Origin of the sequence: Pontibacter rufus, assembly GCF_015694705.1 — a bacterium.
Lineage (GTDB): Bacteria > Bacteroidota > Bacteroidia > Cytophagales > Hymenobacteraceae > Pontibacter > Pontibacter rufus.
Genome location: NZ_JADQDR010000010.1, coordinates 105350 through 119898, shown reverse-complemented (window position 1 = coordinate 119898; position 14549 = coordinate 105350). Strand labels below are relative to the sequence as shown.

The following is a 14549-nucleotide window of genomic DNA, read 5'->3' as shown; positions in this document are numbered from 1 at the left end:
GATGTTCCGCATCTGAAGAAGCTTTGGCGGGCAGTTTTGAAAGATGGATTTTAAAGTATAAAGCCCTGTAAACAGAATTTACAGGGCTTTACAGATGATACAGGCGTTCTGATAATCTATAAATTAAATACCAGGCGGGTAAACAGGAACCGGCCATTGTAGCCGTATTGCTGCGCACTGCGGGAGTAAACAAAACGGCCGGTGCCGGAGTTGGCGGCTGCCACTTTATCCGGGTAAACATCCAGCAGGTTGTTGGCGCCTATACTTAGTTTCAGGTTGCTGTTAAAAGTATAGCCAACGCTTACATCCGTTACTACTTTGCCGCTGTACCAGTCCTGCGCCGTCAGGGTGTTGGTGGCTTCCTGCACCTTGCCGAAGTAGGCGTTGCGCAGGAAAAAGTCCCAGGGCCCCATGTCGTAGCTAAGCGTTAAATTGCCTTTTGTCTGTGGCACCGCCGACTCGAGGTAAATACGGCTGGCTTCGTCGAAGTAAGTGCTCTCGCGACCTGCCAGGAGCGCCGAAGAATGTATGTCGCCCACCATGTTTGTTTTGGCAAAAGTGCCGGCGAGGCTACCCGTAAAGCGGCCGCCGCCAACATCGGTGCTATAGGTCAGCACGGCGTCAATTCCTCTTGTCTCGGTATCGATGGCGTTGGTGAAGAAGCGCGCAGTACCGGCATTTGCCTGATCCAGCAGGCGGTTTACTTCTTCTTCCTGCGGTGTTGGGTTGGTAGTTACCTTTCCAAACTGGCCGGTATACACCACGCGGTTGTTGATGCGGATGTAGTAGCCATCTACTGTCAGTTTAAAATCACCGAACCTGCTGGTCAGGCCGGTGCTGTAGTTGTAAGAAGTTTCCTGTTTCAGATCAGGTATACCCAACAGGTTGGCTACCCGGCTGTCGTTGGTAAAGGTACCGGACTCCACAAAAACGCCGCTCGTGAAAATGGTAGAGGTAGCGCTGTAATATTGCTGGTGCAGCGAGGGCGCCCGGAAGCCTGTGCTCACAGCCCCGCGCCATGTCAGCGCATCCGAGAATATATAGCGGCCGGCCAGCTTGCCATTCAGGGTGGAACCGAAATCAGAATAATTCTCGAACCGCGCGGCTGCATCCAGTAAGAACCTGCTCGTAAAATTCAGTTCCACATCTCCGTAGGCTGCAACGGAAGTACGCGCCACATCCACCGCATTGGCAGGGCTGAAACCGGGGAAAGACTGTGAGCCACCGGCAAAGGGAGATCCGTTTTCGGCAAAGCGGGTATTTACCGTGCCCAGCGGGTCCGGGATCAGGATGGGATTTCCGGCCGCATCGGTTCCTACCTGGGTGGCCTTGCCATAGTTTACATAAGATGCTTCTTCGCCGGCAATGATCTGGTAATTCTCGTAGCGGTGCTCTGCTCCGAAGGCTACGTTCACGCCGCTCATCACATCTTTAAAGAAACGACTGAAGTCAAGGTTGGTCGTGTTCTGGGTAAAAGCATAACCGCCGGCTTCAAAGCTGGTAGGCGAAGCGGTAAGGAGGGAGGCATTCATCGTGTTTTCCACGGAAAAATCAATAGCATTTTGTCCGTAGGTATTACTGAAATCTACTTTCCATTCGCCGAGTGATCCGCGTATGCCCACCGCCAGGGATTGATCCCTGTTGTCGGTTACAATTAAAGGAAGGAAACCGTTGGGATAAATGGTGGCATTGGTTTGCGTGAGCTGTGCGGGTGTCCGGTAAAAGGCGGCGCCTTCGCCGTGGCGCAGGTTAAGGCCCCCGAACGCATAAATTTCAGCTTCTTCGGTAACCGGAACAGCCGAGTTAAAGAACAGGCTTCCGCCGCGGTTAGCCGACTGCCCGACACGGCCGCTGAAGTAATCCCGGTCTAAACCTCTTCTGGCCAGTTCCTGCTCCGTAATATCTACGCCGGTTGGCACTTCGCCCGGGAAGGGGTTATTGTAATCAGTAAAAATAGTGCCGGTATAGTCGCCGCCACGGTCAGTATAATTCCGGTAGTCGTAAGAGCCCGACAGGTTCAGGAAGCCGCCGTTGGTGCCCAGGGGTACGCCATAGCTGGCATTGGCCTGCACGTTTTCGCCATCCATGCCGTCTTCAGAATTTTTAGAAACGTAAGCGCCTGTCGTCACATTGGCATCGAGCGAGTTTACCGCATCATTCAGGATAATATTGATAACACCTGCAATCGCATCAGAGCCATACTGGGCTGAGGCGCCATCGCGCAGAATTTCCACCCGCTTGATGGCCGCAGTCGGGATGGCGTTTAGGTCTGTACCTACAGAGCCTTTTCCGAAACTACCGTTAATGTTGACGAGCGAAGTAGTATGGCGTCTTTTCCCATTTATCAATACCAGCACCTGATCGGGCCCCAGGCCACGCAGGGAGGCAGGGTCGATGTGGTCGGTTCCGTCGGCCAGGGTTTGGGTATTGGAAGTAAAGGAGGGGGCGACATAGTTGAGGATTTGGTTCAGGGTTACCTGCGGCGCACTCTGTGTCACTTCACGGATATCGATTACGTCAACCGGCACTGGCGTGGTGAGTTGGGAGCGCGGTGCGCCACGGCTGCCGACAACCACTACTTCGTTCAGGTTCTGGGCAGCGGTCAGTTCAAAATCCAGTGTGGCTGTTTCGCCTGCTGCCACGGTTATGTTCTTTTGCACTGGCTCATAGCCGATATAGCTCGCCACCAAAGTATAGGTGCCCGGGCTGACCTGTAACTCGTACCGGCCATTGGCATCGGCGCTGGTGCCCGCCGACTGATCTATGGTTCGGACAGTAGCCCCGGCCAGCGGCTGGAAACGGTCCCGGACTGTGCCCTGAATTGTTTGTCCATACGTCTGATAAGACCAGGCCAGAACAATGGCTGTCATTAAGTAAATCTTGTTCATAGGTTAAATGTAAGTTACAATTAATAAGAAATTGTACGTGCAGCGGCAGACCTTAAGCCGGGAACTGCGCATGCTCCTGTAAATTATTTCTGCAAAGATACCCAGGAAACAGGATAACGTATGAAAATGTTTGTATCAACAAATAAGATTACAGAAGCGGCTTTATTTACATGTTGCCAGAAATCTTTGCTTTCTTACTGAAAGGGAAGGTGAATGAATACACAGCTCCGTAGGGATTTCACCGGATGCAGTATAAGTATAAATAAAATAGCTGCGATTTATCAGCGGTGTTGAAACCCTAGCCCCTCCCAAGAGGGGAATTTCTGCAAGAGTAACTAAAATTCCCTCCCCGGAGGAGTTAGGGGTAGGTTTACAGTATCAGATATGAACTCATTTTCTGTAAATCGCAACCTGGGTTAAATAAAATAGCTGCTGCGTATACCTCCGGCAAACGCAGCAGCTATTTATAATTGCTTGATACAGGTTCAAGCGCGCTTAATAGCTGATTATACTTTATAATGTAGTAGGGAACGCGAGCCCGCAGGCTCGCGCCCTTAAGCTAAATAGCGTAGCTGAAAATACTATGAAACAGCCCTGTTCCGGGATGATGGGCAAATCAGCCGCACCGGCAATCCCGCTATTTGCTAGTTAAGTACTTCTTCTGTACTGCCGCAGGTTAGCATGGCCTCGCCCATGTATGGATTGCGGATTTCCTTTTCAGCGCTTACCCAATAGCCGCCTTCGTTGTTGTTGGCCATCGGGCAGAACTGATAGTATAACGTCTCGCTGGTAGCATCAAACGCTTTTGCCAGGGTAAACGTAGCTTCAGAGAGTGCCTCAAAGTGATTGCGCTGCACAGCTACATCGGCTGCACCGGCAATTCCGGAGGCACTTTGTTTTATCTTTTCAAGCTTCTCTGTTGCAAACTGCTGTTGCTCGGCTGTCAGGCCGGCCACGTCAACATTTCCGGCAGCTGTTAATACAGCCTGTGCCTCCGTTTTCGCTACCTGCGGATCGGTGGCTACCAAAGCATCTTTTAACTTCAGGTAGCTGCCCAGAAGCTGTGCCACCTGCTGCTTGATGGGATCGGCTGCAGCGGCATAATCAGGAGCGTCCGCAACTGTATTATGCGTCGTACTTTCCGGGCTCATGGCCTCGTGGTTCATCGCCTGATGTTGTTCCTGTGCTGTGTCGGCGCTTTCCTGCTGTTTTTCGGTGCAGGCTGTGAAAGAAAAGGCAGCCACTAAGGCGCCAGTGATGGTGATACGCTGGATTGATCTTAAAGTCATGTTAATGTTAATTTATTTTAATGATTTAATTGATTTACAAATACAAAGGCAATCAGCATACCTACGATGAGGTAAATTGCCAGCTTTGCCCATTTTTTATAATTGTGTCTGGGCGGTTCGTCAGGCTCTATTTTACAACAGTCTTTCATCTTTTCTACATTTTCATTCCTGCCATCGGGCTGCTGCCTTTTTTGAGTTTATACTCGCTGTAGAGCAGGTAAGCGCCGGAAGTTACTACTTTATCGCCTGCTTTCAGGCCGGTAAGTATAGCCACGCGGTCGGCGCTTACTTCGCCCAGTGTTATCATGCGCGGTTCAAAGGTGTTCTCGCCGGTCTGTACCCATACATGGCTGCCCTGCTCTTCGCGGATTACGGCATCAGCCGGGATAGTTAAAGCAGCGCTATCTGCTCCCGGAAGTATAACTTCTGCCTGCATGCCGGGCAGGTACAGCCCCTCTTTGTTGGGCAGTTCTGCGCGCAGCAGCGCTACCTGGCTTCCGGCCCGGAGCTCGGGACTGAGAAAAGCAACCTTCGCAGCAACCGGTTCCTGCGCAAAGCCCTGCACCACAACACGTATCGGATCACCCGTGCTTACCTCAACAATCTCCTGTGGATAGAGTTCTGCTTCTACCCAGATGGTGCCCAGTTTTGCTAACCTGTACAGCACGTTCCCCTCAGCTATATACTGGCCTTCGGCGGCCGCAATTTCCGTTACCACACCGGATTCGGGTGCCAGAAAGGTAACGCGCGCATCCATGCGGCCGCTTTTTGCCAGCTTGTTAATTTGAGCTTCTGAAAGTCCATAGAGCAGGAGCTTCTTTCGAGCTGCCTCCAGGATAGAGGCAAAGCGCGGGTTCTCGCTCCCGAGCTCCCGGTTTTGTGCCAGGGCCAGCAGGTATTCGCGCTGCAGGGTCAGGAGCTGTTCACTGTACAACTCATAAAGCGGCTGCCCCTTTTTCACGGTTTTCCCAGTTTCTTTGATGTAGAGTCTTTCCACCCGGCCGGCGGCGCGGCTACTGATTACCTCCGTCTGCGTCTGATCGAGCGCCAGCCTTCCCGTCAGAATCGTGTTGCTGCCTACGGAACCACCCCCGGCGGGGCTTACCTTTATATTGCCCAGCGCCATCTGGCGATCGCTCAGCATCAGTGCCCCATCCTTGCTGCCCTGTTGGGAGACAGGCACCAGGTCCATGCCGCAGATGGGGCAGGAACCCGGCTGGCTTTGCACAATCTGCGGATGCATCGGGCAGGTATAAGTCGTTTCGCTGGCAGCATGCGCTTCTTCATGCACTTGCTCTTTGCAGGCCACAGCGCCTGCAGCCACAAAGATCAGCAGCAGCAGGTATATGATCCATCTTCTCATAAGCTTGTTTTTTTAAGTTTGATAAAGCTTTCACTGTCCACCAGGAACTGCGCGTTGGCGGCAATGACATCCCCCTGCTGCAGCCCTTCCATCAACTGCGTCTCGTTTCCTGTTGTGGTGCCGACAGTAACAGCTACCGGCTCAAACACGCCGTTCTGTTTCCTGAAAGCAACGGATCTGGCGCCGATGTCCAGCACAGCCGCTTTGGGTACCCACAGCGACGGGGCCGTAGTATAACTGGCTTTGGCGCTTACCAGTTGCCCCACCATGGCTGCCTTTTGGTTACCTGGCAGGAGTACCCGCACTTTGGCGAAATTCTCGCCCTCCTGGTAAAAGGGCTGCAGAAAATCCACTTTTGCCTGTAGCTTCTGATCCGGCAATTGCGGAAACGTAATCTCAACAGCGGTTCCCTTTGCGATGGCACTTATCCGTCCCGCCGGTATGTTGAACTCCGCCCAGAGCTGGTTTGGATTGACAACCTGCAGCAGGGATTGGCCTGTGCTTACGTACATGCCTTCGCGCAGCTGTATATCCTGGCCCGTAGCTGTTGCTGCGGAAACTGGCGCAGTGCTGCCGGAGCTGCTCTCCATGCTGCCCATGCCACCAACCGATGGGGTAGAAACTCCCGGCAGGCCGGGTGCGGCAGGAGTAGTATTAAGACCGATGGCATAGCCGTTGTAAGGGCTGTAAATGGCGAAAGTATAATCAGCTTTCCCTGAGCGGATGAGTTGCCTGATCTGTGCCTCGGTAGCGCCCAGTAAACGCAGCTTTTGTTTTGAAGCCTCGATAAGTTGCTTGTCCTCCGGAGCCGACTGCACGAGGTATAGCAGTTCCTGTTGTGCCGTTATCAGTTCGGGGCTGTAGATCTCCAGTAGCTTTTGACCTTTACTTACCGGCTGAAAATTATACTTCATGTACAGCTGCTCGATACGTCCGGACACGCGTGCCGGAATCGTATAAACACTGCGGGGATCGTAGGTGATGATGCCTTCCATTTCTACCGCCGATTCTACTGCTTTCTGTTCGGGGCGGGTAGTGGCCACCGAGGAAATAATGCTGTTGCTTGCGGGCTTCAGCAGAAAATCCAAATCTTCGGTGACAGCAGATGCGTCGTTGCCGGCAGGTGGAGAAACAGGCACCAGGTCCATGCCGCAGACAGGGCAGGAGCCGGGCGCGTCGCGTACAATTTCCGGGTGCATCGGACAAGTATAAGTTGTCTTTTCTCCGGCTGCATGTTCGTCTTCATGGCCGCAGGCTGCCAGGTTAACCAGCAACAGAAAAGCCAACAGGTACAGGATATTACTTCTCAATTTCTTTCTCATAACTTACTACCATTAAGTATAACTCCTGCAGGTTGTTCAGGTACTCCATCTGGGCCATATTCAGGGCTTCCCAGGCATCAATTACCAGGGGCAGCTCAGCACTGTTCTGCTCGTAGGCCAGCATGGTTACATCGTAATTTTTCTGCAGGGCAGGGATGATTTTGGTTCGGTAGTTCTCTACCTGTTCGCGTTTGGCGTTTAGTTCCAGCGCCATGCTGCGCACCATACTTTGCGCCTCGTTCAGCATACTTTCGCGCTCTTTCTGCATACCTGCAATTTCCAGGTTCATGCCCTTCGTGTTGGCTTTATACATTTTTGAGGCCCAGGGTGCAATGGGGATGGATACCATGGCCATTGCGGTGAACTGGCTGGGCATCATGTTGCTGCCGGGTATCATGTGGTCGAAACGTAAGCGGAAGTCAGGCTTTCGCTCCATTTGCTCCAGTTCCGTGTTCAGCCGCATCGCTTCGATGGTCCTGTCCAGCTGGCGTACATCGCTCCGCACGCTACCCAGGAAAGCCGTATCGGCAGGCAGCAGGATATTAGCAGGCACCTCCACCAGCGTATCAACCTGAAAACGGCTGTCCTGTGGCTGGTTCATCAGCATGTTGAGCTGCACATTCTGCTGTGCAATCTGGCTGGCCGTCATCAGCTGCATGTTTTCCACTTCGTGCAATTTTGCTTCTGCTTTATACACGCTGCCCAGGTTGCCCTGGCTGTAGGGGTACCGGATTTTCGCCAGCTTCAGCATGTAAGCCATAATGCGCTCATTGTCCTTCAGCACTGCCATTTTCTTCTCCAGCACCACCCAGGTATAGTAAGCTGCTTTTGCCTGCGCGCGGAGTTCGTTAAAAGCCACGTCCCTGCCTGCATTTTCGATGGCCGCTTTGGATTTCATATACTTTTCCTTGGCGCGCAGCCTGGCAGGGTTGGGGATGTCCTGCTCGGCAGACAACATCAGCATGCCTTTGTTTGCAGGTTCCATCACTTCCCCGCCCGGGTAAGGCGCCTGGAACACACCTGCGCCTACCATGGGAGCCATCATACTTTTAGCGCCTTCGGCATAGGCATTCATGGCCCGGGCGCGGTAGTCGTACTCCTGCAGCATCGGGTTATTGCTGCTGATTTTCTGTAGTACGCTGTCCAAGGTCATCGCTGGCTGTTGCTGGGCCAGAGCAGGGGTACACCACAGCAGTGCCAATACAGCAAAGGCGGCCGTGTAAACTCCCCATTTCCTTTTCAAGAGAGAAAGTATAAAAGTAGGTTTCTTAATGCTTGACATCGTAGATTTCCAGTTTACCGTGTTTTCTTAACTCGTATTCTTTCGCCATCATAAACACCACCGGCGTTACCAGCAGGATGTGAATAGAGGAGGTAAAGACGCCTCCAATCATAGGCAGTACAATAGGCAGCATCACGTCAGACCCCACGCCCGTTGCCCAGAGTACCGGTATCAGGCCGAACAGGGCTACGGAAACCGTCATGATTTTGGGACGCAGGCGTTTGGCCGCTCCCATAAATACATAATCACGGATGTCCTGCTTGCTGATGGTTTCGCGGCTGTTGCCTTTCAGCTTTACCAGTTCGCCCATGGCCTCGTTCAGGTATACCACCATCACCATGGCCGTTTCAATCGCCAGCCCGAAGAGCGCAATAAAGCCCACTGCTACTGCTACCGACAGGTTCACGCCATAGAAGTACACAATGTACACGCCGCCCACCAGCGCAAACGGAATGGTTATCAGGTTCAGCAAAGCCTCTTTCAAGGATTTAAAAGAAAGATACAGAATCAAAAGAATGATAAGCAGTACCAGCGGGATGATGATTTGCAGTGTTTTGGTAGCCCGCACCTGGTTTTCCCACTGCCCGCTCCACTCCAGGTAATAACCCTGCGGAATGCCTGTTACTTCTTGATTAATTTTCTCCATGGCTTCCTGCACCGTGCTGCCCATGTCGCGGCCGCGCACGTTGAAGAGCACCGCGCCCCGCAGCTGTGCATTCTCGGAGTTGATCATTGGCGGCCCGTCGGTGAAACGAATGGTCGCTACCGACGACAGCGGTATGGTGCCGGCGGAGGCAGTCTGGATCGGAATGCGTTTGATGCGCTCCACGCTGTTGCGATATTCCTGTGCCAGGCGCACATTGATGGAGAAGCGCCGGCGGCCTTCGATGGTATTGCCGATGGGGTTGCCTCCCAGGGCAGATTCTACCACCATGTTCACATCATCCACCGTCAGACCATACCGGCCCAGCGTTTCGCGGTTGATGTCTATCTCCAGGTATTTCCCGCCCGTAATCGGGTCCACGTACAGGTCCTTTACGCCCGGCACAGTTTCCAGGGCTTCCTTCACGCGCTCCGACACTGCATAAATGGAATCCAGGTTCTGCCCGTATACTTTCACGCCTACATCGGTGCGTATACCTGTAGAAAGCATATTGATGCGGTTGATGATTGGTTGTGTCCAGCCATTGACCACACCCGGGATCTGCAACTTGCTGTTGAGCTCCTCCACAATATCCTCCTTCGTGATACCTTCGCGCCATTCTTCCCGTGGCTTCAGCTGGATGATGGTTTCAATCATACTTAGCGGTGAGTTGTCGGTCGCAGTGCTGGCACGGCCCGCTTTCCCCAGCACGCTTTTAACCTCCGGCGTAGATTTGATGATTTTATCCTGCACCTGCAGAATGCGCTTTATTTCGGCGTTGGACACATCGGGCAGGGTAACGGGCATAAACAGGATGGAGCCTTCGTTGAGCGGCGGCATGAATTCAGTTCCGAGGCTAAACAGCATCGGGACGGCTACCAGCAAGGCCAGGATGTTAAGGCCAATGGTCGTTTTGCGCCAGTTCAGGCACCACCGCAGCACCGGCCCATACACACGCTCCATGCCGCGGTTAATGGGGTTGGCCTGCTCGTTTTTATACTTACCCTTCAGAAAGAAGGAAATGAGCACCGGTGTCAGTGTTATTGCCACCACAGCATCCACGATAAGTATAAACGTCTTCGTCCAGGCCAGCGGACTGAACAGCTTGCCTTCCTGACCTGTGAGCAGGAATACCGGCAGGAACGAGGTGATCACGATAATCGTGCTCCAGAACACGCTCGGGCCTACCTGCTTGCTGGCTTTTTCGATGATTTCTATTCTTTGCTGCTTGGTTAGTTGCATTGCAGTCTAATTTTGAATGAGCGATTGCGTGAATGAGTGAATTTTATCTGTTTGTATTTTTTCTGGCTTTAGCCATGACGGACAGGATTTCTGTTGCTTCTCTCATCAGCTCTGAAACAGCCACTTTGCTTGTTGTTCCGGATTCTTCCAGCAGTTCCAGCCAGAACAGCGTTTCATCTGCTTCTTCAATCACGATACTGATTTTTGAGTGGAACTCGGCCGAAGATCTTGCCCGGCAGGTGGCTCTGTAATTTGCGGCAACAGAAGTAGCAGATCTGAGTAGCTGTCGCTTCATTATTACAGCTTCTTCCGTTTTAGGTAAACTCTGGCTAAACCGGATAACATCCAGTGCCAGTTTTTTAGTGCGCTGACGGAACTGCTCAACGAACTGCTCTTTGGGTGTTTTATTCAAATCGCTCATTTACTTATTCTTTAAAATTCACTCAATCATTCATTCATTCACTCACTCATTAATATTCTCCTTACCCGCCTCTGCCAGATGACGGTAGGAATTCTCGACCATCACGATGGCGTCGTCCACGATTACACCGATAGATAAGGCGATGCCCGTCAGCGACATGATGTTGGATGTGATGTCAAATGCATTGAGCAGAATAAAACCGATGGCAATGGAAAGAGGCAGCTGGATAAGTATGACCAAAGCGCTGCGCCAGTGGAACAGGAACAGGAACACAATAACAGCCGCGGCAATCATCTCTTCTATAAGCGTGTGTTTGATGGAATCAATGGATTCTTTGATGAGCCCGCTGCGGTCGTACACGATGTTAAATTTCACGCCTTCAGGCAGGCCTTTGGCCACTTCAGCCATTTTGGCTTTTACCTGGCTGATTACTTCATCAGCGTTTTCGCCGTAGCGCATCACCACAATACCACCCACAGCTTCGCCTTCGCCATTTAAATCAAATATGCCCAGGCGGCTCTCGCCGGTCATCTGCACGGTGGCGATATCTCTTATTCTGACAGGAATGGTATTGTTGGTGGCCACGGCAATGTTTTCGATCTCCTCAGCTGATTTGAGGTAGCCGGTAGTTTTGATGATGTAGCCGATATCGGAAAGCTCGAACTTGCGCCCACCCGCCTCGTTGTTGTTGGCCCGGACAGACTGGATGACCTGCGGCACGGTGAGGTTGTAGTACGTCAGCTTATTGGGGTCTAGTGTAACCTGGTATTGTTTCTGGAAACCGCCGAACGAAGCCACCTCGCTTACGCCCGGTACATTCTGGAGCGCAAATTTTACGTACCAGTCCTGCACGGCCCGCTGCTCGCCCAGGTCCATGTCTGGTGCATCCAAAGTATACCACAGGATGTGGCCCACGCCTGTGCCATCGGGACCAAGGGTAGGGGTTACACCCTCCGGCAACATATTACCGGCAGAACTTAAGCGCTCCAGTACACGCTCGCGCGCCCAGTAAACATCCGTATCATCTTCAAAAATAACATAGATAAAACTCATGCCGAACATAGAGGTGCCCCGCACATACTTTACCTGGGGCAGGCCCTGCAGGTTGGTTACCAACGGATAGGTAATCTGGTCTTCGATAATTTGGGGGCTGCGGCCCATCCACTCGGTAAAAACGATGACTTGGTTCTCCGACAGATCCGGGATGGCATCTACCTTGTTGGTTTGCACCGAATAAACACCCCAGCCAAACAGTACGGCAGCAACAAGCAGCACGAGGGCGCGGTTGCGCAGCGAAAAAGAAATCAGCTTCTCAATCATGAAAATAAGAATTTAACCTTTACAGGAAACAGGACGGGCTACAGAAAATGTAGCAAAGGGGAAAGTGCCTGCCGGGAAGTATAGACTATGGCAAACGCCAACTGCCGGCAAGTATAGCCACAGTCATGCGCGTACCACAGCGGCACTTAGGTCTGTAAGGTTATATAAGAAAGGCTTGCACCAGCACCGGAATATCGCGGGCCAGCGGGGGAGAAGTATAAAGAGCGTAAGCAGGTGTCGTAGCCGTTTCTGGAGCGAACAGCTGAAGAACGACCGCTTTAAAAGCGGCAAGGAATTTTACATCCGGTGTTTTATGAATGGCAATTTTAGTGTCAGCCCCTGCATCCAGACGCTGTACAACCAGCTGGTGATTTTCGCAGCAGCCCTTACTTTCTACCTGCTTCTTTTTTGGCTGGTGGCAGGGAGGGAGCACATCCTGCTTTTGCTCCATACCGCAGCTCTCCGCCCTTCCGAAAAAGCTGAGATCCTGGATTTCGCCGCCGCACATATGCATACCTACCGAGAGGCCTGTCGAGGAGACAAGCAGCAGCAAGGCAAGCGTTAGCACTATAATCTGACGGAACAGCTTCATGGAAAAATAGCAGGTACAATAGTATTACTTCACAAAAGTACGAAAGAAACAGCAGTTAAGCTTTATACATTCCGCTGTATTTGTTATATATTTTCACCAGAGGCATACAAAGCCACAAGTATAGATAGCAGCAAAACAAAAGATTATTATGATGTACAGCATGCCTGAAATTATAATGCCGGGCAAAACACTGTAGTGACATCTCTGTTCCGGCAACGATGTAGCAAATCTATAAGTGCATAAGCTACCATGGCAAATAAAACAGAGATATTTTGATCCAAAAAATTTGGGAGTATGTATTTGATTTAATTAAATTTTCTTCGTAAAATAGTTTAATTATTTTAAGGATATTTTTCCTTGTAAACGAAAGCTGCCCACTTAAGAGGGCATAGCAACTTCGTTTTGCTGCTGGTTAGCAGGCAGGGCAGGGTGCACCTTAACAGCCTGTTTTCTCTGATCCAATTTCCAGGTAGAGCTGTGGCTTTCTTTTTGCCGTTTCTCCTGCTACCTGCGGCATTAAAGATGATACAGGTGGCATACCATACTTGCAGCAATATTATTCATAAACATGAAGCAGCCTGAAAATTTAGTTGAAGCCAGGTTTTCGTTAATCAGACTTTCACCGGCTGCAGCCAATTATTCCGCTGCATTTTGATCAAGATAATACAGTAGCTTATATATGAGCATGTTGGGTTTATTATTCCTGTACCAGGGTACAAGACAAATCACTAAATCGGCATAGCATGAAGATACTTGTAGTTGATGACGAAACCGACGTACAGCCGCTTTTTGAGCAGCGCTTCCGCAGGGAAATTCGTGACAAGGCAGTAGAATTTGTGTTTGCGCTCTCCGGCGAAGAAGCATACACCTATGTAGAACAGCATCCCTTTGAAGTAGTATTGATTTTATCGGACATTAACATGCCTGGTATGAGCGGCCTGGAGTTGCTCCGCCTGCTGCGAAAAAAGTATGGCACACCGCCGCCACTTATAATGATGATTACGGCCTACAATGATCAGGAAAATTACAGGCAGGCCATGCAATTTGGTGCAAACGATTTTTTAACCAAGCCTTTAGACTTTAATCTCCTGAAAGAAAAACTTAAAACGCTTGCTTATTGATGGCAAAGATACTTGTGGTAGACGATGAGGTAGACATGGAACTCCTCATCAAACAGAAATTCCGGAAAAAAATACGCGAAAACGTGTATGAATTTGTTTTTGCCCGGAACGGAGTAGAAGCATTGGCAAAACTGAAAGAGCACCCGGATGTGGATGTTGTTTTAAGTGACATCAACATGCCCGAAATGGACGGGCTGACCCTGCTAAGCAAACTCCCGGAAGCCAGCCCCATCATTAAAACAGTAATTGTGTCGGCTTATGGCGATATGGTAAATATCAGGACGGCTATGAACCGCGGTGCTTTTGACTTTGTATGCAAACCAATCGATTTTGATGACTTGGATCTTACTGTTGCCAAAACGATTGAACATGTGGTGCAACTGCGCAAAACCCTGCAGGCCATTAAGGAAAACAATATTCTGAAAATGTATGTGGATGAGTCGGTGCTGAATTTTATGACACATCAGGAATTTGAAAACAGCCTGCTGGTAAACGAGGCAGTGGAAGCCAGCATTATGTTTGTCGATATTTGCTGCTTTACAGCCATTGCAGAGCATGTTTCGGCCAATACGGTTGTAAACCTGCTGAACAAGATTTTTGATCTGATGGTACACGAAATTATTGAACAGAAGGGGCGCGTCGATAAATTTTTAGGTGATGCCGTGATGGCCGTATTCCGGGATAAATACCACCTGGACCGATGTGTTGAAGCAGCGCTGGCCATCCGGAAGCGGCTTAAAGCCTTTGAGGAAACACTGCCGGATAATTCAGTTTTCAGGCCGGAGGTTTCTATTGGTATAAATTCCGGCGAAGTAATTTCCGGAAACATAGGTTCGGCCTCGCTCCGCAGGTTAGATTATACTGTAATTGGCGACACGGTTAACGTAGCGCAACGGCTGCAATCAATTGCCCAGCCCGGGCAAATTGTTGTAACGCACAAAGCCTATGAGCAGATCAAAGAATCGTTCTGTTGCGCCGAAATAGGCGAGGTTAAACTGAAAAATAAAACTGCGCCCATAATAGTATACGAAGTGACGGAATAAACCTGCATGGGCATCCCCAGCAG

General features: G+C 50.8%; 11 protein-coding genes. 2 read left to right on the top strand and 9 right to left on the bottom strand.

What is annotated here, in order from left to right:
- Positions 1 to 116: 116 nt before the first annotated feature.
- The 9 genes from I2I11_RS16660 to I2I11_RS16620 form a co-directional block, all read right to left on the bottom strand.
- Complete coding sequence (locus I2I11_RS16660; protein WP_196268874.1) at positions 117 to 2888, bottom strand: TonB-dependent receptor; 2772 nt, start codon at positions 2886 to 2888, stop codon at positions 117 to 119.
- Positions 2889 to 3532: 644 nt separating this feature from the next.
- Positions 3533 to 4177 (bottom strand): DUF3347 domain-containing protein, encoded by a 645-nt coding sequence (locus I2I11_RS16655; RefSeq protein WP_230680370.1) that lies wholly within the window; start codon positions 4175 to 4177, stop codon positions 3533 to 3535.
- A 154-nt stretch (positions 4178 to 4331) separates the two neighbouring features.
- Positions 4332 to 5540 (bottom strand): efflux RND transporter periplasmic adaptor subunit, encoded by a 1209-nt coding sequence (locus tag I2I11_RS16650; protein ID WP_196268873.1) that lies wholly within the window; start codon positions 5538 to 5540, stop codon positions 4332 to 4334.
- Positions 5537 to 6862 (bottom strand): heavy metal-binding domain-containing protein, encoded by a 1326-nt coding sequence (locus tag I2I11_RS16645; RefSeq protein ID WP_196268872.1) that lies wholly within the window; start codon positions 6860 to 6862, stop codon positions 5537 to 5539. Before I2I11_RS16645 ends, I2I11_RS16650 begins: the two co-directional genes overlap by 4 nt.
- Positions 6840 to 8144 carry a TolC family protein gene (locus tag I2I11_RS16640; RefSeq protein ID WP_196268871.1) on the bottom strand — a complete coding sequence of 435 codons (1305 nt, stop codon included), beginning with the start codon at positions 8142 to 8144 and terminating at the stop codon, positions 6840 to 6842. Before I2I11_RS16640 ends, I2I11_RS16645 begins: the two co-directional genes overlap by 23 nt.
- Positions 8131 to 10029 carry an efflux RND transporter permease subunit gene (locus I2I11_RS16635; protein ID WP_196268870.1) on the bottom strand — a complete coding sequence of 633 codons (1899 nt, stop codon included), beginning with the start codon at positions 10027 to 10029 and terminating at the stop codon, positions 8131 to 8133. Before I2I11_RS16635 ends, I2I11_RS16640 begins: the two co-directional genes overlap by 14 nt.
- A gap of 43 nt (positions 10030 to 10072) precedes the next feature.
- Complete coding sequence (locus tag I2I11_RS16630) at positions 10073 to 10450, bottom strand: four helix bundle protein (RefSeq protein ID WP_196268869.1); 378 nt, start codon at positions 10448 to 10450, stop codon at positions 10073 to 10075.
- Between the two features lie 42 nt (positions 10451 to 10492).
- Entirely contained in the window at positions 10493 to 11770 is a 1278-nt protein-coding gene (locus tag I2I11_RS16625; RefSeq protein WP_196268868.1) for an efflux RND transporter permease subunit, read from the bottom strand.
- Positions 11771 to 11930: 160 nt separating this feature from the next.
- On the bottom strand, positions 11931 to 12362 hold the full coding sequence (locus tag I2I11_RS16620; protein WP_196268867.1) for an HYC_CC_PP family protein: 432 nt from the start codon (positions 12360 to 12362) through the stop codon (positions 11931 to 11933).
- A gap of 743 nt (positions 12363 to 13105) precedes the next feature.
- Between I2I11_RS16620 and I2I11_RS16615 the strand changes: the two genes are divergently transcribed.
- Complete coding sequence (locus I2I11_RS16615) at positions 13106 to 13483, top strand: response regulator (protein WP_196268866.1); 378 nt, start codon at positions 13106 to 13108, stop codon at positions 13481 to 13483.
- Positions 13480 to 14526, top strand: coding sequence for an adenylate/guanylate cyclase domain-containing protein (locus I2I11_RS16610; protein WP_196268865.1), 1047 nt, complete (start codon positions 13480 to 13482; stop codon positions 14524 to 14526). Before I2I11_RS16615 ends, I2I11_RS16610 begins: the two co-directional genes overlap by 4 nt.
- Positions 14527 to 14549: the final 23 nt, after the last annotated feature.